Genomic DNA, 23,467 nt, shown 5'->3' with positions numbered 1-23,467 from the left:
ATGCCTTTTATGTGGCGTTCGGATCACACTGCCGCCGGTTTTGCGCAAGGCCGGCGGTGCTGCGGCCCCTGCGGCGGCCTGCAATGGTAAGGTTTTGTTAAATGGGATGCCGCCCGCGGCCGATTGCCGCGACAATCCGCATGTGCCGCAGCCGCAGCCGCAGCCGCAGCCGTAGCCGTAGCCATAGCCATAGCCATAGCCGCAGCCACAGGTGCTGTCTGTGCGGCTGCGCGACTGCTGGCGGCTTTTCCCGGTTTCCGTTCAACGATACATACCCCGCTTATACATGAAACGATTCCTGCTGGCCCTGCTCCTGCCCTGCCTGGCCGTGATGCTTTCGGGCTGCGGCTACAACGACATCCAGCGCCTGGACGAACAGGTCAAGGCCGCATGGTCGGAGACCCTGAACCAGTACCAGCGCCGCGCCGAGCTGGTGCCCAAGCTGGTGAACTCGGTCAATGCCTATATGGTCAACGAGCGCGCGGTGCTGACCCAGGTGACCGAGGCGCGTTCCAAGGTCGGCAGCCTGCAGATCAGCGCCAAAGACCTCGACAACCCCGAGCGCATGAAGCAGTTCGAGCAGGCCCAGGGCCAGCTCAGCTCGGCGCTGTCGCGCCTGATCGCGGTGTCCGAGAATTACCCGCAGCTCAAGAGCGACGGTTTGTTCCGCGACCTGATGACGCAGCTCGAGGGCACGGAAAACCGCATTGCCACCGAGCGCGGCCGCTACGTCAAGGCGGTGCAGGCCTACAACCTGGCCATCCGGCAGTTTCCGACGCTGATCACGGCCAAGATATTCGGCTATCACACCATGGAAAACTATGGCGTGGCGCAGCAAGAGCAACTGATGCGCGACCCCGAAGTGAAGTTCAGCCTGCCGGAGCCGGCGGCAGCCAAATGACCGCGGAGGCATCATGATGCTATACAGCGCCGCGGCGCCAGCCCGCGCCAATCGTGCCGGTTCGACCATGGCGGCGTGGCTCGCGCCATGGCTGCTGCCGTGCCTGCTTGCGCTGTTCGCGCTGTACGCGCCGCTGTGCGGCGCGCAGCAGGACGTGCCGGTGCTGACGCAGCGCGTTACCGACCTGACGCACACCCTGGATGCCGCCACGCAGGCGCAGCTTACACAGCAGCTGGCCGCGCTGGAGCAGCGCAAGGGGGCGCAGATCGCGGTGCTGATGGTGCCGTCCATCGGCAAGGACACCATCGAGCAATACGCCGTCCGCGTGTTCGATAAGTGGAAGCTGGGGCGCAAGAACGTCGACGACGGCATTCTGTTCGTGATTGCCAAAGACGACCACAAGCTGCGCATCGAGGTCGGCTACGGCCTGGAGGGCGCGGTGCCCGACATATTGGCCGGACGCATCATCCGCGAGCAGGTCGCGCCGCGCTTCAAGCAGGGCGACTTCGCCGCAGGGGTGAAGGCGGGTGTGGACAGTCTGGTCAAGCTGGTCGACGGCGAGTCCCTGCCGCCGCCACCTGCGCGCGCCGGGGCTTCGGGCGGCGATGCCGCGCCGGTGCAGATGCTGCTGCCGCTGGCCTTCATCGTCATGTTGCTGCCTTCGGCCTTCGCGGCCCTGGCCGCGGCGCTGTTCGTCTATTTGATGTTCCACAGCATAGGCTACGCGCTGGCCGGAGCCGTGGCGGCCTTCGTCCTGAGCCACGTGGCCCGCGCCGCAAGAGCCGGGCGGCGCGGCGCGGCCCGCGTCTCGCGTACCGGCGGGGTAATAGGCGGCCTGGGCGGCTTCGGTGGCGGTTTTGGAGGGGGTTTTGGCGGCGGCGGAGGCTTCGGCGGCGGTGGCGGCGGTTTCGGCGGGGGTGGCGGCAGCAGCGGCGGCGGTGGCGCTTCGGGCAGCTGGTAGCGGCACCTCATCGCGGAAAAAATGACTTGGCTCGCCTTTCCCGGCAAGGGCTGGATCGATAAGGGCCTGTGCATGCTAGACACAATATATTGACCTACCGCAGCTCAAGCGACGCGGATTACGCTAGAGGTTTTGCAACCAGGGGCGCAGAGCCGTAATTGAGGGGGGTAGGTCAATACATTGTGTCTAGGCTCGCCGCCGGATCTCGAAGAGCCATGCTGCGAGGTGTATATCGCGGCTGCCACGAACCAAATTGAACATGACGACACCCGATGCTATGACCGAAAATAAATCCAAGGTACGCAAAGGCGGCACCGCGTGGCGCGAACTCACGGGTTGGGGCTACGTCCAGGGACATTGGTTGCGCCGCAGGCATTTCACGGCACGGCTGCTGGGCGAGATCGCCGAACATATCAGCCGCGCCGAACGCGGCCATACGGGCGAACTGATGGTAGCGGTCGAGGCGGTTGCGCCGCCGCATGAGCGCGACTGCGGCTTGCGGGCGCTGGAAGTCTTCGGCCGGCTCAAGGTCTGGGACACGCCGGGCGACACCGGGGTGCTGCTGTACCTGGCCCTGGACAGGCACTATGTGGAAATCATCGCCGACCGCGGAGTGGGCGTTCCCGACGCCGCATGGCAAGAGGCCTGCGCGCAGCTGCAGGCCGGCCTGGCCGCCGGGCGCTACGGCCACGCCTTGCTGGAAACCGTCGACGCCATTGAAAAGCTGTTGCAGGCGCACTGCCCCGCGCCCGTGCCCGGCGCGCCGCACCCCAATGCGCTACCCGACGAGCCGGTGATGTTGTAGGGCCGCTGCAGGGCCGGCCACTGCGACCTCCGCGGATTTGCCATGGCGCTGAGGAGCCGGATACCGGTGCCTTCAACCGGTACTGCGCGTCCGCGTGGAGCCTTTTCAGCCAGGATATTTACGCTCTTCGAAGCACTGCATCAGGCATTAGCGTGAAAGAAGCCTCTTTCATCCTCGGGGGAGGCGGCGCCCGCCATGACCGTTAGGTAAACGCCAGAAAAATTCAATACATATTTGCGTCGAACTTGTTCTGGCGGCGCGGCATGCAGCTTTATGAAGGAACGTCGCCCAGATGCCTAGCCAGTGCGGCGATCGCCCGCCGCCGCTCCGGCGTGTTTTCATAGTCGTCCGACAGCGTCGACCATTGCGGCTGGCTGCGCGCCAGCGTGATTTCTTCCGGTAGCCGTCCCTTGCGCAGCGCCGCCGCGGCCGCGCCGCCTGCCGCGTCGAGCCACATGGCGCCGGCATCGCGCGGTAGCTCGATACCTTCCTGGGCGGCATGGCCGCGCCGCTCCAGCGCCGCCAGCAGATCCAGCTGGCGCAGCCCGAGCAGTCGCAGCACGGCATCGTCCGCGCCCAGCTCGCGGTAGCCGCGCACGCGCCCCAGCAGCCGCTTGCCGAGCCGGTCTGCACCCTGCCACAGGCCGCCGATGGCGGCGCCGGCCAGCGCGGCGGCGCCCAGGCTCATGCCGGCCGTGAAGGCGTCGATGGTTGCGCCCGCCATGGCGCCGGCCGCGACCCCCTTGCCGACGTGCACCCCCACTGACTTGAGGGCTTGCGGATGGAACAGATCCATGCCCCAGCGTTCGCCTTCCAGGGGCAGCGCGTGCTGCGGGAAGTCGGCCGTGCGGAAGCGGTACAGCTTGAGCAGCGCCTTGACGCAGCGGCCTTCGCGGCGCCGCAGCTTGTCGCGCAGCGCGGCGGTGGCATTGCGCAGGGACTCCTCGTCCACCGCAGTGGCCAGGTGCCAGGCGGCGGCGTCCACCAGTAGCTCGGCGATCAGCAGCAGTGCGTCGTGGCGGCGCCGCTCGCGCTGGGTGGCGATGTCGTCCTTGAGCGTGCGCAGCAGGCCGGAGTAGCCATCCAGCAGCAGCGCCAGCTTGTCATAGAGCTGCGCCTCGCCGTCCAGGGCCGGGGCGACGGAATCGAATTCGACGCTGGCATGCAGGCCCAGCCGCGCCAGGGCCTCACGCCACGCGGCACAGCGCTGCTGCGGGCTGCGCACGAAATTCAGTACCGGCAGCAGGGGCCTGCCGCAGGCCGCCAGTATGGCCAGCTCGTCCCTGTGCTTGGCCAGCACCGGGTCGCGCGCATCCACCACGTACAGGCCGGCGTCGCAGTCGAGCAATTGCCTGAGCACGCGCGCCTCTTGCTCGAAGCGCCGTTGGCTCTCGGGCGTGTCGAGAAAGCGGCGGATGCGTTCGGGGCCGTCCAGGCGCGTGCCGGCGTGCTGTGCCAGTTGATCCAGGTAATCCAGCAGGGCCATGCCGTCTTCCATGCCGGGGGTGTCGAACAGCTCTACCGCCGGCTGGCCCTCGACCAGCAGCCGTGCGCCCTGCACGTGCCGGGTGGTGCCGGGGCTGTCGCGCACCACCCCGAAGTCCGCGTCGCGCGTCAGCGTGCGCAGCAGCGAAGTCTTGCCGGTGTTGGTGTGGCCGACGACGGCCAGGCGCAGGCGGGCGCGTTCAGTTTCGGCCATCGCGGTGTTCCTGCAATGGGGGCTGCGGCCTTCCCGGCGCCGGGGCGTCGGGCCCGGCACCGCTGTCTGCCTGGCTCGGGTCGCCGCCATGCTGCAGCCACGCGAGCGCGGGCGGCCAATGTTCATACAGGCTGTCGGCGGGGCGGCCGGCGGCGGCCAGGCGCTCGCGCCATGCCGCGCTGCGGCCCGCGCCCGCGGCGGCGCCATGCAGCAGTATCCGCAGCTCGCCGGCCGGCGCCGCCAATTCCGCCAGCAGCGCCAGGGCGCCGCGATCGGGTGTCTGGCGCGCGTCGCAGACGGCCAGCAGCCGCGACGGCGGATGGGCGCGCAGGCTTTCGAGCAGCGCATTGCGCTGCGTACGGCTATCGATATTGCCGCCGTCGGCCATGCCCTCCGGCAGCGCCTGCACCGGCCAGGGCTCGTCGCCCGGCAGCTCGATGCCGACCACCAGCGGCCGGCCCGCCTGCGCGGCGCCATGGCCGGACGGTATGCGCGTGGCAACCTCCCCCGTGTCGGGGGCGTCGATGCCGGTCTGCTCGCTGGAGGGCTGCAGCCGTTCGCGCAGCTCGGCGTAGCCCGGCAGGCTTGCGTCGAGCGCGGTGGCGGCCAGGCGCCTGCGGCTCATGTACAGGCACAGCAGCAGTGCCAGCAGGCGCGGCAGCAGGCCGTAGGCCAGCACGCAGCCGAGCAGCCAGCTCGACCAGAGCATTTGCACCGATGCCGGCAGGGTGTGCAGGCCGTTGCTGGCCCGCACCATGTCAGCCGCCGGCATGGCGAAGCCCAGCCTGGCGGGCAGCCAGCCCAGTATCGTGGTGGCGTGCACGAAGGCGTCGGCCGACAGCAGCGTAGTTTCCCAGCCGAAGGTATAGCGGCGCGTGGACAGCACTGCGACCAGAACCAGCAGCAGGCTGGCGAAGGCGCAGACCCACAGGCCATGGCTGACACCGCCCAGGATCCAGCGCAGCGCGCCGTTGCGCGACAGGAGCTCCAGCAATGCGCGCGGCGCCAGGGCGGCGTCGGGGCTGCGCGCCAGCTTGCGGGTCAGCCAAAGCCACAGGCGGCCCAGGCCGGCGACCTGGGCGTGTACGCCGAAGCTGAGCAGCCATGCCAGAAAAGTGAGTGTGTGCAGCCCCAATATGGCGAACAAGGCGAGCAGCAGATTGACCGGGCGTTCGCCGTTGCCGAGGGCGCCCAGGGCCGCGCCGGCGCCGGCGAATAGCGCGGCGACGGCCAGGCCCAGCAGGGCCAGGCGCGCGCCGCGCTTCCAGCGAGCAAGCAGTTCGTCGAGCTTTTCGCGCTGCCCCAGATAGCGGGCGCGCAGCAGGATTTTGGCGGCCAGCCCCCGGCCTTCTGCGCGGGCGCGGCGCGATTCGGATGCGTCTTCCAGCGGCCCCCAGTGCGCCTCCCGCAGGCGCACGGTCTCGGCCATCCAGTGGGCCGCCAGGCCGTCGGCGCCGGGCATCAAGCCGAGCTGCGGGTGGCGCCGCGGTGCGGCTCGCCGTCGAACCACTGCGCGATCTTGTGTTGCGCCAGCGCCCTGACTTCCGGAGTAATGTACAGCGCCACGGTTGCCAATGCCGCGGCCATCACGCTTAGGTCGTCGGTGTAGCCGATGCCGGGGATCAGATCGGGTATGGCATCCAGCGGCAGCACGAAGTAGGCCAGCGCCCCGTAGATTACGCGCCGGGCCCATTTCGGGGTGGCCGGGCTTTGCGCCGCGTAGTACAGGTACAGCGCCTTCTCGAGCACCGCCCGGCCCGCGGCCCCGGCGTGCTGCTGCAGCTTGCGCCACAAGCCCTGGGGAGCCTGCGGCTGGCGGGAGTATTGAGGATTCATGCTTGCTCCGCAAGAAAGTGGCGGCGGCCGAACCGCGGCCCGGCGTGCAGACATTGTAGTGGGCCGGCGCGTCCCGGCCCATGAAAAAGGCACCCTGCCGGGTGCCTTGGGGCCGTATGGGATGTACCCGGGAGCTCAGGATTTTTTGACGATGAGCCCGTATATGAACAGCACGATGATGGCGCCCACGATCGACCCTATCCAGCCGGCGCCTTGCCCGGGCGCGTACCAGCCCGCCGCGTGGCCGATGTACCCGGCGACCAGCGAACCGACTATACCCAGGATGACGGTCATGATGAAGCCGAGCTTCTGTTCCCCGGGCATGATGGCCCTGGCGATGAGGCCGACGATGAAGCCGACGATGATCATGCTGATGATACCCATGGTGATCCTTTCTGGTAGTTGACGAGAAAAGCCGATACAGCGGCACGAGCCGAGCATGCGCGTTCATCATAGGGCGGCGGGCGCACCATCGTCCAGCATGAGGGGGCAATTTTCGTTTCAAAAAGTTAGGGCTTGGCGAATTTTGACGCTTTGCCTCCTGCGGGTGTGGCGTGGAGGTCACACAGGGGGTGCCGTGCGGCGAGCCCGTGCGGCGGGGCCTGCCGGGCCCTTGCTCAGGCCAGGGTGGCCGGCTTTTCGAGTTCCAGGCCTTCGCGCGACATGAAATGCAGCGTCGGCATGAGCGACAGCAGGTGCTTGCTGTATTCGTGCTGCGGATGGGCGAACAGCGTTTCGGTGTCGGCGACTTCCAGCAATTCGCCGTGGCGCATGACGCCCACCCGGTCGCACATCTGGCGGATGACGGGCAGGTCGTGGCTGATGAAGAGAATGGTCAGGTGCAGCTTTTCCTGCAGGTCTTTGAGCAGGTTCAGGATCTGCGCCTGGATCGACACGTCCAGCGCCGAAGTGGGCTCGTCGCAGATCAGGAAGCGCGGCCGTGTGGCCAGCGCCCGCGCGATGCAGATGCGCTGGCGCTGGCCGCCGGAAAATTCGTGCGGGTAGCGGCGCAGCGCGCGCTGGCCCAGCCCGACATAGTCGAGCAGGTCGGCGACGATGGCGCGGGTCTGTGCCTCGCTGGACGCCAGCTTGTGGAAGCGGATGGGCTCGGCGACGATGTCCAGGATGCGCATGCGCGGGTTGAGCGAGGAATACGGATCCTGGAACACCATCTGGATCTGGCGCCGGAAGGCGTTGAGCCCGGCCTCGTTGCGCAGCGCCGTAACGTTGACGTTGTCGAAGATCACCGAGCCGCTGCTGGCTTTGTACAGGCCGGCGATCAGGCGCGCGATGGTGGATTTGCCCGAGCCCGATTCGCCCACCAGCCCGAAGACTTCGCCTTCGCGGATGGTGAAGCTGGCGCCTTTGACGGCGTCCAGCATGCGGCGGTTCTTCTTCAGGAAGGCATCTTTCAGCACGAAGCGCATGCCGAGGTTTTCCACGCGCAACAGCGGCGTGTCGTCGTGCCGGCCGTAGTCGCGCGCCTGGCCCAGCCAGTGGGTGCGAATGTCCAGATCCTTGCGGCTGTCGGTCTGCACGTTCTCGATGTAGGTCACCATCGGGAAGCGGCGCAGCTTGACGTCGGGGCGCGGCACGGCCGAAATCAGGCTCTTGGTGTAGGGGTGGTCGGGGTTGCCCAGGATCTTGCCGGTGGGGCCTTCCTCGACCAGCTTGCCGCGGTACAGCACGGCGACGCGGTCGGTAATTTCGGCGATCACGCCCATGTCGTGGGTAATGAGGATCATGCCGACCTGCTTTTCCTTGCAAAGCTTGCGCAGCAGGTCGAGGATCTGCGCCTGTATCGAGACGTCCAGGGCGGTGGTGGGTTCGTCGGCGATGACCACCTCGGGCTCGCAGCACAGGGCCAGGGCGATCACCACGCGCTGGCGCATGCCGCCCGAGAACTGGTGCGGATATTGCTGCAGGCGCAGCCGCGGCTCGGGTATGCCGACGCTCTCGAGCAGCTCGACGGCCCGCGCGTGCGCCTGCTGGCGCGTCAGGCTCAGGTGCACCAGCATGGTCTCGACCAGCTGGCTTTCGATGGTCTGCAGCGGGTCGAGCGAGGTCAGCGGATCCTGGAAGATCATGCTGATGCGCCGGCCGCGCAGTTCGCGCAGCTGGTGCGGCGGCAGCTGGTCGATGCGCCGGCCCTGCAGGCTGACGGCGCCCCCGGTCATTTTGCCGGGCGGCTCCAGCAGCCGCATGACGGCATTGCCTATGGTGGATTTGCCGGCTCCCGATTCGCCCACCACGCCAAGGATTTCGCCTTTTTCCAGTGACAGCGTGACGTTGTCGATGGCCGTAAGCGCACCGTGCCGGCTGGCGAATTCGATGTGCAGTTTTTCTATGTCGAGCAATGCCATGTGTCTGTGTCCTGCGCCGTCAGCCCAGCCGGGGATTGAGCGCGTCGCGCAGCCAGTCGCCCAGCAGGTTGACCGAAAGCGCCAGCAGCACCAGCGTCAGGCCGGGGAAAATCGAGATCCACCATTCGCCCGAGAACAGGTAGCTGTTGCCTATGCGTATCAGCGTGCCCAGCGAAGGCGTGGTGGGCGGAATGCCCACGCCCAGGAACGACAGCGTGGCCTCGGTGATGATGGCCACGGCCAGGTGGATGGTGGCGATCACCAGCACCGGGCCGAGCACGTTGGGCAGGATGTGGCGGCGCAGGATGGTGAACGGCCGCATGCCGATCAGGCGCGCGGCCTGCACGTATTCCTTGTTGCGCTCGACCATGGTGGCGCCGCGCACCGTGCGCGCATACTGCACCCAGCCGGAAATGCCGATGGCGAAGATCAGCACGTACAGCGACAGGCGATCCTGCAGGTCGCGCGGCATCAGGCCGCGCGCGATGCCGTCGATGAGCAGCGCGATCAGGATGGCGGGGAAGGACAGCTGCACGTCGGCGATGCGCATGATCACGCCGTCGATGCGCCCGCCGGCATAGCCGCTGATCAGGCCCAGCGTAACGCCCAGCACGATCGAGAACAGCACCGAGGCCAGGCCGACCAGCAGCGAGATGCGCGAGCCGTACAGAATCGCCGACAGGATGTCGCGGCCCTGGTCGTCGGTGCCCAGCAGGAACTGCGTACTGCCGTCGTCGGCCCAGGCGGGCGGGTTGTTGGCGTCGAGCAGGTTCAGGGAGGCGAGGTCGAAGGGGTTGTGCGGGGCGATCAGCGGCGCGCACACGGCGCCCAGGATGATGGCCAGCGCCAGCAGCGCCGAAACCACGGCCATGGGCGAATGGCAGAAACTGTAGAGCAGGTCGCTGTTGCGCAGGCGGGCCCAGGTGCTGGTGGAGTCCATATGAAGCAGGCTCTCAGTTCTTCTGTAAGCGCAGCCGGGGATCGACCGCAAAATACAATAAATCGACGATCAGGTTGATGATCACGAAAAAGAAGGCGATCAGCAGCAGGTAGGCGGCCATCACCGGGATGTCGACCGCGCCTATGGACTGTATGAACAGCAGCCCCATGCCGGGCCACTGGAACACCGTCTCGGTGATGATGGAAAAGGCGATGATCGAACCCAGCTGCAGGCCGGTGATGGTAATGACCGGCACCAGGGTGTTCTTCAGGGCATGGCGGAAGTGGATCATGCGCTCGGGCAGGCCGCGCGCGCGGGCGAACTTGATGAAATCGGTCTGCATCACTTCCAGCATTTCGGCGCGCACCAGGCGCATGATCAGGGTCATCTGGAACAGCGCCAGCGTGAAGGCCGGCATGATCAGCGACAGCCAGCCGCTCTTGGTGAGAAAGCCCGTGGTCCACCAGCCCAGGTGTACCACTTCGCCGCGGCCGAAACTCGGCAGCCAGCGCAGCAGCACGCCGAACACCAGGATCATCAATATGCCGATCAGGAAAGTGGGCAGCGAGATGCCTATCAGCGAGATGGTCATGAAGGTGTGCGACAGCACGCCGCGGCGCTTCAACGCGGTGTAGATGCCCATGGGTATGCCCAGCAGCAGCGCGATCAGCGCCGACACGAAGGACAGTTCCAGCGTGGCGGGCATGCGGCTGGCGATGAGCTCGCTGACCGGCCGGCGCTGGCGGTACGACACGCCGAAGTCGCCCTGCGCGGCATGGCCGATGAAGCGCAGGTACTGCACCATGAAGGGGTCGTCCAGCCCGAGCTGCTTCTTGAGCGCTTCGCGCTGCGCCAGCGTGGTGTCCTGGCCCACCATATTGTTGATGGGATCGCCCACGTAGCGGAACATGGCGAAGGCGATGAAGCCCACGGCCAGCATCACGAAGACCGACTGCAGGATGCGCCGAGCGATGAAATTCAGCATGCGAGGAATCTTTGCCTGGTGGCGAATGTGCGCCGCCTGCCGCAGGCCGCGCTGGCGGCCTGCGGCATGGGACAGCGCCAGCCGGCTTAAGGCATGACTACATTGCGGATGTCGAGCACGTCGTCGGCGCGCTGGGCCACCTTGATGCCCTTGCGCACGCCCCAGGACATGGGCTGCTGGTGCAGCGGCAGGTAGCCGTAGTCGTCACGCAGCATGGTGAAGGCCTGCTTGATCAGGGCATTGCGCTTGGCCTGGTCGGTCTCGGACTCGATCTTGGCGGTGATGGCGTCGATCTTGGGGTTGCAGTAGCCGCCCAGGTTGAACTGGCCGGCCGCGGTCTTGGGATTGCGGCAGGAAACCAGGTTGACCAGGGAATTGTCGGCGTCGATCGAACTCGGCGTCCAGCCCAGCAAGTACATGCTGGTGTTGTTGCCGGCCTGCAGCAGCACCTTGGCGAAATACTTGGACTTGGTCTGCGCCAGCAGGTCGATCTTGATGCCGACGCGCGCCAGCATGCTGGCCACCGCCTGGCAGATCTTCTCGTCGTTGACGTAGCGGTCGTTGGGGCAGTCGAGCTGCACCTCGAAGCCGTTCGGGTAGCCGGCCTCGGCCAGCAGCTTCTTGGCCTTGGCGACGTCGGGCTTGTAGGGCTTGCCGAAGGATTCGTCATAGCCGTTGATCTTGTCGGCGATCAGCGTGCCCAGGGGCTTGGCCGCGCCGCGCATGATCTTCTTGTTGATGACGTTGGTATCGACCGTGAGGTCGATGGCTTCGCGCACGCGCTTGTCCTTGAACGGGTTCTTGCCCTTGACGTTGGAGAACAGCAGCTGGTCGCGGTGCTGATCCATGCCGATGAAGATGGCGCGCGCCTCGGGTTCGTTCAGCACGCGCACGTTGGGCTCTTTTTCCAGGCGCGGCCAGTCTTGCACGGGCACCGGCTGGACGATGTCCATTTCGCCCGATATCAGCGCCGCCACGCGGGTCGATTCCTGGGTGATGGGCTGGAACACCACGTCGGTGACGTTGGTGGGCATGTTCTTGTTCCAGTAGCCGTCGAAGCGCTTGAGGGTGGTCTTCACATCGGGCTGGCGATCCACGACGACGAACGGGCCGGTGCCGTCCTCGTGCATATTGGCGTAGTTGCTCTCGCCGCCCTTGACGTTGGTGGCCTGGGTGGTGTTGTGCGTCTCGGACCACTTCTTGCTCATGATGTACAGGAAAGTCCAGTCGCGCGGCAGGATGGGGTTGGGGCCCGGGGTGATGACTTCGACGGTGTAATCGTCGATCTTCTTGACGTCGGTGGCCTTGGCGCCGTAGCCCTTCATGTCGGAGCCCGGCGTCAGGCTGCGCTTCCACGAGAAGATCACGTCGTCGGCGGTGAAGGGGCTGCCGTCATGGAATTTCACGCCCTTGCGCAGGTGGAAGATCCACTTCGTGGGTTCGGGGTTTTCCCAGCTGGTGGCCAGCATCGGCACCAGTTTCAGGTTCTTGTCGTAGCCCGCCAGGGTCTCGTAGAACCAGCCCTGGAAGCCCAGGGTGAAGGTTTCGTTCAGGGACATCGGATCCAGCGACATCATGTCGCCCTGGTACGCCCAATGCAGTGTCTTGCTCTGCGCCTGGGCGCCCACGCCCAGCACGATGGCCGCGGCGATCGCCGTGTGTTGCATCAACTTGGAAAACTTCATCGTATATCTCCTGCCGGTTAGGTATTTTTGGTATGGCACAACTTGTGGTCGTGGATACGGTTGTCGATGGGGGGCTCACCTCGTGTAGGCAATGGGCCGGCGGCCTGCTTCAGGCGGCCAGCTGGTCTATGAGTTTTTCCATGAAAGCCTCGCAGGCCTGCACCTGCGAGATCTCGATGTATTCGTTGGGTTTGTGCGCATGGTCGATGGAGCCCGGCCCGCACAGCACGGTGGAAAAGCCTTTTTCCTGGTATTGGCCGGCTTCGGTGGCATAGGGCACCACGCCGTTGCACGGGCAGCCCGAAAGGCGGCAGGCGATTTCCTGCGCCGCGCCGCCTTGATCCTGCATGGGCGGGGCGTCGGCGAAGATTTCGGTGCTGATCGAGGACTCGGGCGCGACCGCGCGCATGTCGCGCAGCAGCGTGTCGGCATAGGCCTGGAAGCGTTCGAGATAGCGGTGCCAGTCGTCGCCGGGCAATGCCCGGACGTCCCATATGAAGCTGCACTGGCGGGCGATGATGTTCAGCGCCGTGCCGCCTTCGACGGTGCCGACGTGCAGGGTGGTATAGGGCGGCACGAAGGGGCTGGCGGGGTCGGCTTCGGCTTTGTTGCGGGCCATCATGTCGTCGATGAAGGCGATCAGCCGGGCGGCGATGGTCACGGCGCTGACGCCGTCCTGCACCTGGCTGGAATGGGCCTCGTGGCCGATGACGGTGGTGCGCAGCGCCGCGATGCCTTTGTGGGCGACGATGGGCCGCATGCCGGTGGGTTCGCCGACGATGACGGCGCTGGGCTTGGCCGCTGCGATGGACAGGCGTTCGATCAGGGCCGGCGCGCCGACGCAGCCGATTTCTTCGTCGTAGCTGAGCGCGAAATGCACCGGGCGGCGGATGTTCCGGGCCAGCATGTCGGGCACCATGGCCAGCGCGACGGCCGAGAAGGATTTCATGTCGGCGGTGCCGCGGCCGTACAGGCGGCCGTCTTTCTGCACGACTTCGAAGGGGTCGGTGTCCCAGGGCTGGCCGTCGACGGGCACCACGTCGGTATGGCCGGACAGCACGATGCCGCCCTCGACCTGCGGGCCCACGGTGGCGAACAGGTTGGCCTTGGTGCCTTCCCGATTGGCGATGAGCTGGCTTTGCACGCCGTGCCCCGCCAGGTAGTCGCGCACGTAGTGGATCAGGCCCAGGTTGGAGTTGCGCGAAACCGTGTCGAATCCGACCAGCGTGGTGATCATTTCTAGGGACTGGGGCTTCACAGCTTGCGTTCTCCTGCTCGGCCACCGGGGTGATGTGTTCCCGCATGCGGCGGGACTGCGGCCAATTCTTTTCTCTATTCGTGGCGGTCAGCGAGGATGTTAGTCACGCAATAGTTTGAACGTCAATGATTTCGCCTTGGGGTAAGCCCGATGTTTGCGGTCAATTTGGCGCCAACCTAGGGTTTACTATAAGTCTATACATTTGCGCGGGTGTATGGGTTTCCTCTACAGAACGCGGGCGGCGGCCCTGGCGCGAACGGCGGGCCGGACAGCCGGCGGGTTTGGTGCGAAGGGCGGGCCGGGCGGGTGGCAGCCTGCGGGTGTGCCTTGGAAACGCGCGAGTCATGTATTCGTGGTATAGATGGCAGGCCGTGGCTGCTTGCGGGGCGCTTGTGGCCTTCGCCGCTTTCGGCGGGGTTCTCCCGCGCCGGGCTTGCGCGGCGGGGCCGCTGGGGGCCCGATTATCTGCGGCTTGGTTTTGGGCATTTGCCGGGCCGGCCCATCAAACAATGGAGTCATGCATGAACCAGGAAAATTGGACGGCTGTCGATGCTTATTTCACCGACACGCTGCTGGATCCGGATCCGGTGCTGGACGAGGTGCTGGCTCGCTGCGAGCGGGCCGGGCTGCCGGCGATCAACGTGGCGCCCAATCAAGGCAAGCTCCTGTATCTGCTGGCCTGCATGAAGGGCGCGCGGCGCATTCTGGAGATCGGGACTCTGGGCGGCTACAGCACTATCTGGCTGGCGCGGGCGCTGCCGGAAGGCGGGATGGTGGTGAGCCTGGAGCGGGACGAGCGGTATGCGGCGCTGGCCGAGAAAAATGTAGAGCTGGCCGGCCAGGCGGGCCGGGTGGAGATCCGCTGCGGGCTGGCGGTGGAAACGCTGGAGCGCATGATCGGCGATGACGAGGCGCCGTTCGACCTGGTTTTCATCGATGCCGACAAGGAGAACAATCCGCGCTATCTGGAGCTGTCTCTGGCGCTGTCGCGGCCGGGCACGGTGATCATCGGCGACAACGTGGTGCGCCGTGGCCAGGTGGCCGACGCAGCGACTAAGGATCCGGACGTGCAGGGGGTGCAGCGTTTCTGCGAAATGATGGCGGATCACACGCGGCTGACGGCCACGGCAATACAGACGGTGGGCAGCAAGGGCTGGGATGGGTTTTCGCTGGCGCTGGTGGCTTAGCAGGATGGCGGGAAACCGCTCTTGCGTTGTCAACGAGAGCGGTCGGAGTGGCGCCCTGATACCCCTGAGCCTTAGTTGGACGACGGGATTGTCGTTTGGGGAAGGCTGAACCCGTACAGGCGCTGCGGGTTTTCCCAGAGTACGCGAGCCCAGATGGAGTCGTTTCCGACCCATTGTCGCAGCGTTTGCACCATAAGCTGATCGTCGGGAGGGGTGGCTTCAGTCACGTGTGGCCAGTCGCTTCCCCAGACGATTCGATCCGGAGCCAGTTGGGCCAGATCTCGGACGAATTTCCCGAGCTCCGGCACATCTGCCTCGGGCGACCAGCTATTCAGATACGGCCCCGACAGCTTCATCCATAAATGGGCCTGCTTCATGAGATCCAGCAACGCGTCCCGATGGCGCGCGATAAGCGCGGCACCATCTGCGCCTACAGAACCCATGTGGTCGAGTACGACGGGTACGGGCAGGGCCGAGAGCATGCCGCTGATCTGGCGCAGGGTGGCGGGCGTGCAATGTACCTGTACATGCCAGCCCAGTGGGGCGATGCGCGCCGCCAGCGGCTCCAGCATGGAAATCGATGTGGCGCCCGTCTGGACGAGATTGAACCGGATTCCTCTTACTCCGGCACGCTGCAAATCGGAAAGCTCCGCTTCCGAGACGGTTTCGTCGATAACCGCAACGCCACGTGCCGCGCCATGGAATTGATTCAGCGCATCCACGAGACACCGATTGTCGACGCCGTAGCCTGAAGGCTGAACAATCACGCAATGGTCACTGCCCAACCCTGCCTGTACCGCGCGATACTGTTCGACAGTTGCCGATTTCGGGCTCGCCAGAACCGCCTTGGCCGACAGGGGAAACCGCGCATCGAATATGTGCATATGGCAGTCGCATACACTCACGTTCGCCTCCTTCAGATGTATATGAAAATAGTGAAATTAAAATCTGCGGAACATGGGCTGCCGTCACTCGTACGGGCTAGGCCGCTGCGCAGCCCATGATTCGTCACTCGAACAGAGCGGGCAGGACATCCGTAAACCATGGCACAAAGGCGACCAGCAGGATTCCAATCAGCAGCACCCCCAGGAAAGGCAGCATCGCCTTCGCAGCAGACTCCAGTTTCGATTCGAGAACTGCCGTAGCCACATAAAAGCCGACACCCAGCGGGGGCATGAAGATGCCTACGCCCATGGCAAGCAACAGCAGAATCGCATAGTGCACGCTGCCGACACCCAGTTCGGTTGCCAGAGGCAGCAACATGGGCCCCAGGATGATGAGCGCCGGCAGCCCTTCGAGCAGTGACCCGATAATAATCAGAAAGAAAATGGATTCAATCAGGAAGACGGCCTTACTCGTACCATGCACGAAGGAGACCAGCTGCTGGGGCAAATAGGCGGCCGACAACGCCCACGAAAAAGCGAATGCAGCGGCAATGATGAACAGCACCATGCCGGAAACCACTGCGCTTTCCGCGGTAATCCGGCAAAAATCCCTCCAGCCGATTGCACGATAAATCACGACCGCGAGCAGAACCCCATAAAAAGCTGCGACGGCGGACACCTCGGTCGGGGTCGCGATACCGGCCCTGATCCCGATGATCATGATCGCCGGCATGATCATCGCCGGTATCGCGCGGATCGCGGCGGCAAGCATGACGCTGCCGCTGGCTCGCTTGCCGGGCTGTTCACCGCGCAGCCGCGTGATCAGGTAGATGGCCAGCATAATGCACAGGGCCACGACCGCAGCCGGGATGATGCCTGCGAGGAAGAGCGTTCCGATGGAGATCGGCGTCACCGAACCCAGTACCAGCATTCCGATGCTTGGCGGAATGGTTTCGCTCATTGCCGTCGCCGCCGACAGGACTGCGGCGCCCTCTTCCTGCTTGTAGCCCCGCTTTATGAGTTCCGCCCGCATGACCGACCCAACGGCCGCCACGTCGGCGGTCTTCGACCCAGAAATGCCCGCAACCAGATAGGTGGTGACCACCATGACCTGCAGGATTCCGCCCCGCAGATGGCCGACCATGGCCATCGCCCAGGCCACCAGCTTGGTGCTGATGCCGCCCCTTTCCATGACCAGGCCGACAAAGATGAAAAAGGGCAGGGCCAGCAATATGAAGCTGGACGTGCTGCCATCGACCATATTCTGCGCCAGCGCAATGACCGGAGCCTCGCCGCTCACCAACAGGAACAGCAGGCTGGCGAAGGTCATGGAAAAAGCGACGGGAAGCCCGAGCAGCACGCCTATGAAAAACGCCGCAAGCATGATCAGGAGGGCGTCGTTCGGCTGAACGGCTATGGATCCGCCGAGGTACAGGAACATCGCCACCACGGTGACCACCAACATGGCGGGTGCAACGCGCAACACCTTACGCCGGTCATACCGGCGCAGTATGCTCTCGATGCAGAACAAGACGAGCATCGCCATGCCCACCAGAGCGGGAAGATCCAGCCAAGCGACTTCGATGCCAAGCACCGGCATCGTCGACAGCATGTTGATCTCCAGCAACTGCTGGGCCGAATAAAATACCGTGGCTGCGAGCACGAGTATGAGATGCTCGATGACGAGCAGCACATACTCGGCGGATGCCGCGGGCATTTTGTCGGTGATGATCCGTACAGCGGAGTGATGGCCGGCCCTGTACGCGACACAGCCGCCCACGAAGGTAATGACGGATAACGCGATCTCCGAGACTTCGTGGCTCCACAACAATGAGAATCCGAAGAAAGATCGCGCCGAAACATCGGCCAGCACGACCAAAAGCTCTACGATCAGCGCCACGCCGGCCAACCCTCTGGCAGCCATATCCAGAGCCTCTACCATCGCGCCGAACCGCCTCGCAAGATTCATGGTCATCCCGCTAGCTCCTTGGCCGGTCACGCCCTTGCCGCCGATACGGCGGCCATGAGCTCGTCGTAGAATTCCGGCGTTATTTTGTTGCGGAATTCCTTGTAGACGGGCTCCACCGCTTTCTTGTAGGCAGCCTTGTCGGCGTCATGGATGGATAATCCCTTCCCCTTCAGGAAGACTTCCGCCTCTTCGCTACGCTTCTTGATGAGAGACCGCCAATAAGGCGTCAATTCGACCGCAGCCGTCCGGATGGCGTCCTGATATGCCGGCTTGAGGCGATCGAAGCGTGATTGGCTCGCCATCATGATGCCCGCGTTGTAGGTGTGGTCGGTTTTCGTGACCGATTTCAGAACCTCGTAGTTTTTCCCTGCCGCAACGGAGATCATGGGAACTTCCGTGGCGTCGATCGTCTTTTGCGACAGCCCGAGATAGACTTCCGTCAGCTCCATCGCCACGGGAATGGCGCCAAGAACCTTGAAGGTCTCCTCGTAGATCGCGCCCGGCTGGACGCGGATGCGCAAACCTTTCATGGCCGAGGGCTCGGTAACAGGCTTGCTGACGGTCTCCGTCACGCGCGGTGCCCAGGTTCCCCACGACAGACCGTAAATCCGCTTGGGCTTGAGTAGGCCCAGGAGCTTGCTGCCAACGGGGCCATCGACGACCTTGTCTCCGATGCTCACGTCGTCGAACAAGAAAGGTAGGTCAAGCCCTTGCACTTGCGGCAGCACCCGGCCGATGAAGCCCGTGGTGTGGGCGCACAAATCGATCGTGCCAGTTTGCAGGCCCGTGAGGATATTGACGCCGCTGCCGAGTTCGCCCAGCGTGAAAATCCGAATGTCGACGGCGCCTGCTGTCTTTTCCCGTACGGCGTCCGCGAAGTGCTGTCCGACTTCGTAGAACGGGTGAGATCTGACATCGGGATAAGTCAGCTTCAATGTGACTTTGGAGGATGCGGCCTTGCTGGTTGCAAAGGCTGCGCTGCCCAGCCCCACGATCGCGCTTTTCGCGATGAACTGTCGTCTACTGATGCTCATAAATCGTCTCCTGAAAGAGTTATGGTTGATGTCCGTCCAACGTGCCGCATTGGTGATGAGTTGAACGTATGGTTTTTGCAGGGATGATGCACTGTCCGGCGTGTACGCTATTCATAGTCTGCGTTCTGAACGCCGACCGGATGTGCTGTATATCCGTTAATCGCCAACAAAGTAGCCGCTTGGATCCGCATTCAGCCGCCAGCCAGCCGTTCCCGGCATCCTGGAGGCCAAGATTGGTGCCGGCCCGGTGCACTGTGTTAATGCAGCCGGGCTCGTCGCATGCGTTATTCCTCGGTAGTTGGCACGTTACAAAGGGCAGCCCAACGACCTCAAGCGAGCATCCACCCAGCTCGGGTCGTACCTGTCCGCGTCGATTTCGGCTAGTGTCTTTCCCTCGTCGGCATGCTTCTTGACGGTATGCTGGTAAACCTCAGTTGTCATGTCGAAGGGAACACACAAAATGCCGTCGCTGTCGCCGATGATGAGATCCCCTGGCTCGATCGTCATTCCATTGAGAGAGACCGTGACATTGATTTCTCCGGGGCCGTCTTTGTAGGGGCCCCGATGGGTGACGCCGGCAGCGAATACGGGAAAATCTCCCCGGCCAATTTCTTCGGAGTCTCGAATGGCGCCGTTGATGACGATGCCAGCCAGCCCGCGCTTCTTCGCATATGCCACCATGATCTCGCCGATGATGGCGTTGGTGAGGTCTCCGCCTGCGTCGACGACGATTACGTCGCCCGCAGAGGCGACTTCGAGCGCCTTGTGCACAAGAAGGTTGTCGCCGGGACGGCATCTTACCGTTATGGCGGGGCCGGACATGGGTTTGCCATTGTGCATGGGACGAAGATGTGCCCCGCCCGAATACATACGTGCCATGTTGTCGCTGACATTGGCGACGGGCAACTGCTTGAATCGCTCTGCCGTCGCCGTGTCTACTGCACGCCGACGTTGAAGAATTTGAAAGCCAATCATGTTTCTTCCTGCTCGGGTAGTCGATTATTGAGGTTTGATGCCGGATTCTTTGACCAGGGCGCCGAACACCTCGTGATCTGCACGATGCTGCTTCGCCAATTGTTCAGCAGTGTGCTTGCTATCGAGGTGTATCCCGACTGCTCGAGTTTTTCCGTCATGTCTTTGCTGTGTCCGGGCTCGGGCTGTTCCGGACGGACTCGAAGGTGCGCTTGAAGATCGCAGCCGCGCCGTCTATGTCGGATAGCACGTTGTAAGGTTCGTGTCTCGAGCCTATGTGTTCGGCAGCCACCAGACACTCCACCGCCAATGCTCTGCATGATTTCAATCAGTTTGCCGGTATTCGGGCCGGCGCACAGCAGAGGTGCTTGGGCGCCTTTTGTGTAGATGGTTCCGGTAATTGCCACGTCGATGTAATGGATCGCGGCTGCGGACGCAACGCGGCCAGCAACGGCCAGTTCCGCGGGATTGGCCGTGGTGGAGTCCGCGTATATCGCGCCTTTATGCATATGCGCCAGAGACGGTCTGGCTACATCTAGTGCTGCGCGGTCGAAGGCCGCTGAAATTACCGAGTCGGTTTCTGCCAGCCACGGGCCTGGCGTAGTGTGCAAGTTTGCACCGACTCTGTGGGCATACTCTTCGATGTGTGTGTTTGGGCGGCTGTCGCAGATATCGAAAATGCGGTGGCCCGACTCGGATAGCGTAGTTGCGTAGCAATGTCCTGCATCACCAAGCCCGATGGTTGCGGTCTTCATAAAAAGACTAAAAAAGAACAATAAATCTATGATATGTGGGTTTTATTAAAAATAGATTAGGTATTTACCCTTAACAAGATTATTTTTGTATTTTTATAGTATTTAATTATGATGATAGAAACGACACTTTCAGGGGGAGGCCGCGTAGCGGGAGAGGGCTATCGTTTTTCGGCTTACAGCCCACGATGCCCGTTGTACGAAGGGCTATGTGCTGCGTGCCCAGGCCCATCGGCAAATTCAATGATTTCGCCGGGCCAAGGTAAAGTTGAGAAAGCGGGCTTGTATGCAGCCTGAGGTGAGAGCCGAATGATGAAAAAAGGTAGCGAGCAAATATACGAAGCTCTTAAGAAGCGCATCGTTGCCGGACACTACACCGCCGGCACACAGCTGAAGGAAAGTCATCTCGCCCAAGACATGGGCGTCAGCAGAACGCCTGTGCGTGTGGCACTGAAACGGTTGATCGAGGATGGGTTGGCGGTTGCCGAAGGAGGGCGGGGGGTATTTGTCGCCAGGTGGACGCGCTGGGACATAGAGGAAATGTTCCGATTGCGTATTCGTCTTGAGCCGTTTGCCGCCCGTTTGGCCGCCGAGCGCATGGATCCCAAGATGCTCGAGAAACTGAAGCAATGCAATGACCAAATGGCCAGGGCCATTGATGCAATGGGTGAAGATAGTGGCGCAATTAATGCGATTCAGGCAGCAAACAGCACGTTCCACCATTTGCTCCTCGACGCGGCGGGCTCGCAGCGTTTGAGGATGATGCTCGAGACTATGATCGACATGCCGATCATCACCCGATCTTTCTTTTTGTATGACCAGGAAGATCTACGGCGCAGCCTTCAGCACCATAAGGATCTCTTGATGGCGCTGTCGCTCAAGCAAGGAGACTTGGCCGAACAGATCATGTCGGTTCACTTATTGATGGCAAGCCAACGTTTCATGAGCCGACGGATGGATAGCTTATAGTTTGGCCGGCGTCCGACAAGCTCGTTGTCGGACGTCGCCATGGTGACAAGTCTCTCCGGCCGCTGTACCGGATGTGATAATTAATACGGGCCGGCCGGCTTGGCCGGCGCGGCGCTGGCGGGGGCGCGGCCGAATTCGCCGGCTAGCTTTTCCGCGGCGCGGGCCAGCAGGGTGGCGTCTACGCCGACGGCGACGAAGGTGGCGCCCAGTTCCAGGTAGTGGCGGGCCTGCTCGATGTTGCTGTGCAGGATGCCGGCGGCTTTGCCGGCGCGCACGATGCGGGTAATGGCGTCGTCGATGGTCTTGGCGACTTCGGGGTGGCCGGGCTGGCCCAGGTGGCCCATGTTGGCGGACAGGTCGGCCGGCCCGATGAATACGCCGTCTACGCCTTCGGTGGCGAGGATGTCGTCGAGGGCGGCAACGCCTTGCGGGGTTTCGATCTGCACCAGCACGCACATTTGCTCGTTGGCGCGTTGCAGGTAGTCGGGGATGCGGCCCCAGCGCGCGGAGCGCGCGATGGAGCTGCCGACGCCGCGTATGCCCTGCGGCGGGTAGCGCACGGCGGCGACTGCGGCGGCGGCTTCGGCGCCGGACTGCACCATGGGGATCAGCAGGGTCTGCGCGCCGAGCTCTAGGATCTGCTTGATCTGTACGGGGTCGTTCCAGGACGGCCGCACTACGGGGGCGACGGGGTAGGGGGCGGCGGCCTGCAGCTGCGGCAGCAGGGTCTGCAGGGTGTTGGGGGCGTGTTCGCCGTCCAGCAGTATCCAGTCGAAGCCGGCGCCGGCACAGATTTCGGCGGTCAGGGGATGGGCCAGGGCGGCCCACAGGCCGACTTGCGGTTTGCCTTGGCGCAGGGACTGTTTGAAGGTGTTGGTCAGGATGTCCATGATGATCGTGTCGGGATCCAGCTCGTCTGTGGGTGTCATGTACGGTGAAAAATGGAGAACTGCGGATTCATGCCGATGCGGGCACTGTACTGCACGAAGGGCTCATCTCTTAAGTGTAGCTATGGTAGTGGCGTGTAGGGTGTGTTTGCGGCAGGGGCGCGGTCGTCGCCGCGCCGGGTTCTTGAGCCGCGGCCTGGTATGGGGTATTCCCCTCCGGCTCGATGACCCACTCGCCTCCGGGAAACACCCCATACCCTCCGCTTGCGTCGTAGACGGCTGGGTGCCGGGGACGGAGCTTGCCTGCACATTTGAAGGCCTTGGGGGAACCCTGGAGCCTGCACGCTGCCAGGCCTCTCGCCTTCAGGCCGCGAAGTGGCAGTTGACCGTGCCCAGGGGGCCGTAGTCTACGCTGAAGGTGTCGCCGGGGCGGGCGAAGACGGGGCGGGTGAAGGAACCGGACAATATGACTTCGCCGGCTTCCAGGGCGACGCCGTAGGGGGCGAGTTTGTTGGCCAGCCAGACGACGCCGTTGGCGGGGTGGTTCAGCACGCCGGCGGCGACGCCGGTTTCTTCGACCACGGCGTTGCGCGACATGATGGCGCTGACCCAGCGCAGGTCGAATTCGCGGATCTTCACGGGCCGGCCGCCTATGACTACGCCGGCGTTGGCGGCGTTGTCGGAGATGGTGTCGAAGACTTTGCGCGTGCGCTGGGTGTCGGGGTCGGTCATCTGGATGCGCGCGTCGATGATTTCCAGGGCGGGCGTGACGTAGTCGACGGCGTCGTAGACGTCGAACAGGGTGACGTCCGGCCCTTGCAGGCGCTTGCCGAGGACGAAGGCGAGTTCGACTTCGACGCGGGGCATGATGTAGCGCCCGGCGGGGATCTGGCCGCCGTCGTAGTAGAACATGTCGTCGAGCAGTACGCCGTAGTCGGGTTCGTCGATCTGCGAGGACTGCTGCATGGCGCGCGAGGTCAGGCCGATCTTGTGGCCTTTGACGCGGCGGCCTTCGGCCAGTTTCAGTGCGACCCAGGCGCTTTGCACCGCGTAGCCGTCTTCGATGGCCATTTCGGGATGTTCCAGCGAGAACTGGCGAACCTGCTCGCCGCTGCGTTCGGCTTGGTGCAGCCTGGCGGCCAGGGTCTTGATGGTGTCTTGGTCTAGCATGGGGTGGCTTCCACGGAATGGATGGGGCCGGCTCGAGGCCGGCGGGCGGCGGCTTAGTGTGAACAGGCGCTAGGCGGGGTCGGTCGGCGCGGCGGTGTCGCCGGGGCATGCCACCAGGGTGTTGACCAGGCGGCCGATGCCTTCAATTTCGGTGACGACCTCGTCGCCCGGCTGCACGTTGACGATGCCGTCGGGCGTGCCAGTAAGGAT

At 63.9% G+C, this 23,467-nt stretch carries 22 protein-coding genes; 5 read left to right on the top strand and 17 right to left on the bottom strand.

Annotated features, from left to right (window positions below):
- Positions 1-286: 286 nt before the first annotated feature.
- The 3 genes from CEY11_RS03875 (at position 287) to CEY11_RS03865 (ending at position 2,667) form a co-directional block, all read left to right on the top strand.
- On the top strand, positions 287-901 hold the full coding sequence (locus tag CEY11_RS03875; RefSeq protein WP_088602064.1) for a LemA family protein: 615 nt from the start codon (positions 287-289) through the stop codon (positions 899-901).
- Between the two features lie 16 nt (positions 902-917).
- A complete protein-coding gene (locus CEY11_RS03870; RefSeq protein ID WP_198958848.1) occupies positions 918-1,862 on the top strand; it encodes a TPM domain-containing protein in 945 nt (314 codons plus the stop codon).
- Between the two features lie 259 nt (positions 1,863-2,121).
- Complete coding sequence (locus CEY11_RS03865; RefSeq protein ID WP_233154711.1) at positions 2,122-2,667, top strand: TPM domain-containing protein; 546 nt, start codon at positions 2,122-2,124, stop codon at positions 2,665-2,667.
- A 271-nt stretch (positions 2,668-2,938) separates the two neighbouring features.
- Here the strand turns inward: CEY11_RS03865 and CEY11_RS03860 are convergent, their stop codons facing one another.
- From CEY11_RS03860 to argE, 9 genes are all read right to left on the bottom strand, one after another.
- Entirely contained in the window at positions 2,939-4,366 is a 1,428-nt protein-coding gene (locus CEY11_RS03860; protein ID WP_088602062.1) for a GTPase/DUF3482 domain-containing protein, read from the bottom strand.
- Positions 4,353-5,831, bottom strand: coding sequence for a DUF2868 domain-containing protein (locus CEY11_RS03855; RefSeq protein ID WP_408608105.1), 1,479 nt, complete (start codon positions 5,829-5,831; stop codon positions 4,353-4,355). Before CEY11_RS03855 ends, CEY11_RS03860 begins: the two co-directional genes overlap by 14 nt.
- Complete coding sequence (locus CEY11_RS03850) at positions 5,828-6,202, bottom strand: YkvA family protein (protein WP_088602060.1); 375 nt, start codon at positions 6,200-6,202, stop codon at positions 5,828-5,830. Before CEY11_RS03850 ends, CEY11_RS03855 begins: the two co-directional genes overlap by 4 nt.
- Positions 6,203-6,337: 135 nt before the next feature.
- Positions 6,338-6,586, bottom strand: coding sequence for a GlsB/YeaQ/YmgE family stress response membrane protein (locus tag CEY11_RS03845; RefSeq protein WP_088602059.1), 249 nt, complete (start codon positions 6,584-6,586; stop codon positions 6,338-6,340).
- 233 nt (positions 6,587-6,819) lie between these two features.
- Positions 6,820-8,565, bottom strand: coding sequence for a dipeptide ABC transporter ATP-binding protein (locus CEY11_RS03840; protein ID WP_088602058.1), 1,746 nt, complete (start codon positions 8,563-8,565; stop codon positions 6,820-6,822).
- Between the two features lie 19 nt (positions 8,566-8,584).
- Positions 8,585-9,505, bottom strand: a complete 921-nt coding sequence (locus CEY11_RS03835) for an ABC transporter permease (protein WP_088602057.1) — start codon at positions 9,503-9,505, stop codon at positions 8,585-8,587.
- Between the two features lie 13 nt (positions 9,506-9,518).
- On the bottom strand, positions 9,519-10,490 hold the full coding sequence (locus CEY11_RS03830; protein ID WP_088602056.1) for an ABC transporter permease: 972 nt from the start codon (positions 10,488-10,490) through the stop codon (positions 9,519-9,521).
- A gap of 86 nt (positions 10,491-10,576) precedes the next feature.
- Positions 10,577-12,157, bottom strand: coding sequence for an ABC transporter substrate-binding protein (locus CEY11_RS03825; RefSeq protein WP_408608104.1), 1,581 nt, complete (start codon positions 12,155-12,157; stop codon positions 10,577-10,579).
- A gap of 127 nt (positions 12,158-12,284) precedes the next feature.
- Positions 12,285-13,433 (bottom strand): acetylornithine deacetylase, encoded by a 1,149-nt coding sequence (argE, locus tag CEY11_RS03820; RefSeq protein ID WP_088602054.1) that lies wholly within the window; start codon positions 13,431-13,433, stop codon positions 12,285-12,287.
- Between the two features lie 521 nt (positions 13,434-13,954).
- Between argE and CEY11_RS03815 the strand changes: the two genes are divergently transcribed.
- Complete coding sequence (locus CEY11_RS03815; RefSeq protein ID WP_088602053.1) at positions 13,955-14,620, top strand: O-methyltransferase; 666 nt, start codon at positions 13,955-13,957, stop codon at positions 14,618-14,620.
- A gap of 71 nt (positions 14,621-14,691) precedes the next feature.
- Here the strand turns inward: CEY11_RS03815 and CEY11_RS03810 are convergent, their stop codons facing one another.
- The 5 genes from CEY11_RS03810 to CEY11_RS03790 all read right to left on the bottom strand — a co-directional run bounded on the left by CEY11_RS03810 (position 14,692) and on the right by CEY11_RS03790 (position 20,234).
- Positions 14,692-15,504, bottom strand: coding sequence for an amidohydrolase family protein (locus tag CEY11_RS03810; RefSeq protein WP_088602052.1), 813 nt, complete (start codon positions 15,502-15,504; stop codon positions 14,692-14,694).
- A gap of 124 nt (positions 15,505-15,628) precedes the next feature.
- Positions 15,629-17,479, bottom strand: coding sequence for a TRAP transporter large permease (locus tag CEY11_RS03805; protein ID WP_088602051.1), 1,851 nt, complete (start codon positions 17,477-17,479; stop codon positions 15,629-15,631).
- A 20-nt stretch (positions 17,480-17,499) separates the two neighbouring features.
- Positions 17,500-18,507 carry a TRAP transporter substrate-binding protein gene (locus CEY11_RS03800; RefSeq protein ID WP_088602050.1) on the bottom strand — a complete coding sequence of 336 codons (1,008 nt, stop codon included), beginning with the start codon at positions 18,505-18,507 and terminating at the stop codon, positions 17,500-17,502.
- A 306-nt stretch (positions 18,508-18,813) separates the two neighbouring features.
- Positions 18,814-19,482, bottom strand: a complete 669-nt coding sequence (locus CEY11_RS03795; RefSeq protein WP_088602049.1) for an RraA family protein — start codon at positions 19,480-19,482, stop codon at positions 18,814-18,816.
- The gene (locus tag CEY11_RS03790) at positions 19,479-20,234 is read right to left on the bottom strand and encodes an NAD(P)-binding domain-containing protein (protein WP_088602048.1); all 756 of its coding nucleotides are present in this window, start codon (positions 20,232-20,234) and stop codon (positions 19,479-19,481) included. Before CEY11_RS03790 ends, CEY11_RS03795 begins: the two co-directional genes overlap by 4 nt.
- A 306-nt stretch (positions 20,235-20,540) precedes the next feature.
- Between CEY11_RS03790 and CEY11_RS03785 the strand changes: the two genes are divergently transcribed.
- Positions 20,541-21,200 (top strand): GntR family transcriptional regulator, encoded by a 660-nt coding sequence (locus CEY11_RS03785; RefSeq protein WP_233154709.1) that lies wholly within the window; start codon positions 20,541-20,543, stop codon positions 21,198-21,200.
- 80 nt (positions 21,201-21,280) lie between these two features.
- On the opposite strand, the gene hpaI is transcribed toward CEY11_RS03785, so the two are convergent.
- The 3 genes from hpaI to CEY11_RS25995 all read right to left on the bottom strand — a co-directional run.
- Entirely contained in the window at positions 21,281-22,090 is an 810-nt protein-coding gene (hpaI, locus tag CEY11_RS03780) for a 4-hydroxy-2-oxoheptanedioate aldolase (protein WP_088602708.1), read from the bottom strand.
- 360 nt (positions 22,091-22,450) lie between these two features.
- On the bottom strand, positions 22,451-23,257 hold the full coding sequence (hpaH, locus tag CEY11_RS03775) for a 2-oxo-hept-4-ene-1,7-dioate hydratase (RefSeq protein WP_088602047.1): 807 nt from the start codon (positions 23,255-23,257) through the stop codon (positions 22,451-22,453).
- A gap of 69 nt (positions 23,258-23,326) precedes the next feature.
- On the bottom strand, positions 23,327-23,467 hold a 141-nt coding region (locus CEY11_RS25995), incomplete at its 5' end, for a fumarylacetoacetate hydrolase family protein (protein WP_332888358.1).

The organism is Candidimonas nitroreducens, from assembly GCF_002209565.1.
GTDB lineage: Bacteria > Pseudomonadota > Gammaproteobacteria > Burkholderiales > Burkholderiaceae_B > Candidimonas > Candidimonas nitroreducens.
Note: the sequence above shows the minus strand (reverse complement) of the source record. Positions and strands in the feature narration are given on the sequence as shown.

Excerpts from the sequence above, each read along its gene's own strand:
- CEY11_RS03790 (WP_088602048.1), bottom strand. The coding sequence starts at position 20,234 with ATGAAGACCGCAACCATCGGGCTTGGTGATGCAGGACATTGCTACGCA.
- hpaH (WP_088602047.1), bottom strand. The coding sequence starts at position 23,257 with ATGCTAGACCAAGACACCATCAAGACCCTGGCCGCCAGGCTGCACCAA.
- CEY11_RS03875 (WP_088602064.1), top strand. The coding sequence starts at position 287 with ATGAAACGATTCCTGCTGGCCCTGCTCCTGCCCTGCCTGGCCGTGATG.
- CEY11_RS03800 (WP_088602050.1), bottom strand. The coding sequence starts at position 18,507 with ATGAGCATCAGTAGACGACAGTTCATCGCGAAAAGCGCGATCGTGGGG.
- CEY11_RS03825 (WP_408608104.1), bottom strand. The coding sequence starts at position 12,157 with ATGCAACACACGGCGATCGCCGCGGCCATCGTGCTGGGCGTGGGCGCC.
- CEY11_RS03805 (WP_088602051.1), bottom strand. The coding sequence starts at position 17,479 with ATGACCATGAATCTTGCGAGGCGGTTCGGCGCGATGGTAGAGGCTCTG.
- CEY11_RS03795 (WP_088602049.1), bottom strand. The coding sequence starts at position 19,482 with ATGATTGGCTTTCAAATTCTTCAACGTCGGCGTGCAGTAGACACGGCG.
- CEY11_RS03830 (WP_088602056.1), bottom strand. The coding sequence starts at position 10,490 with ATGCTGAATTTCATCGCTCGGCGCATCCTGCAGTCGGTCTTCGTGATG.
- CEY11_RS03845 (WP_088602059.1), bottom strand. The coding sequence starts at position 6,586 with ATGGGTATCATCAGCATGATCATCGTCGGCTTCATCGTCGGCCTCATC.
- CEY11_RS03815 (WP_088602053.1), top strand. The coding sequence starts at position 13,955 with ATGAACCAGGAAAATTGGACGGCTGTCGATGCTTATTTCACCGACACG.
- CEY11_RS03840 (WP_088602058.1), bottom strand. The coding sequence starts at position 8,565 with ATGGCATTGCTCGACATAGAAAAACTGCACATCGAATTCGCCAGCCGG.
- CEY11_RS03860 (WP_088602062.1), bottom strand. The coding sequence starts at position 4,366 with ATGGCCGAAACTGAACGCGCCCGCCTGCGCCTGGCCGTCGTCGGCCAC.
- CEY11_RS03835 (WP_088602057.1), bottom strand. The coding sequence starts at position 9,505 with ATGGACTCCACCAGCACCTGGGCCCGCCTGCGCAACAGCGACCTGCTC.
- CEY11_RS03810 (WP_088602052.1), bottom strand. The coding sequence starts at position 15,504 with ATGCACATATTCGATGCGCGGTTTCCCCTGTCGGCCAAGGCGGTTCTG.
- CEY11_RS03870 (WP_198958848.1), top strand. The coding sequence starts at position 918 with ATGCTATACAGCGCCGCGGCGCCAGCCCGCGCCAATCGTGCCGGTTCG.
- CEY11_RS03785 (WP_233154709.1), top strand. The coding sequence starts at position 20,541 with ATGATGAAAAAAGGTAGCGAGCAAATATACGAAGCTCTTAAGAAGCGC.
- CEY11_RS03850 (WP_088602060.1), bottom strand. The coding sequence starts at position 6,202 with ATGAATCCTCAATACTCCCGCCAGCCGCAGGCTCCCCAGGGCTTGTGG.
- hpaI (WP_088602708.1), bottom strand. The coding sequence starts at position 22,090 with ATGGACATCCTGACCAACACCTTCAAACAGTCCCTGCGCCAAGGCAAA.
- CEY11_RS03865 (WP_233154711.1), top strand. The coding sequence starts at position 2,122 with ATGACGACACCCGATGCTATGACCGAAAATAAATCCAAGGTACGCAAA.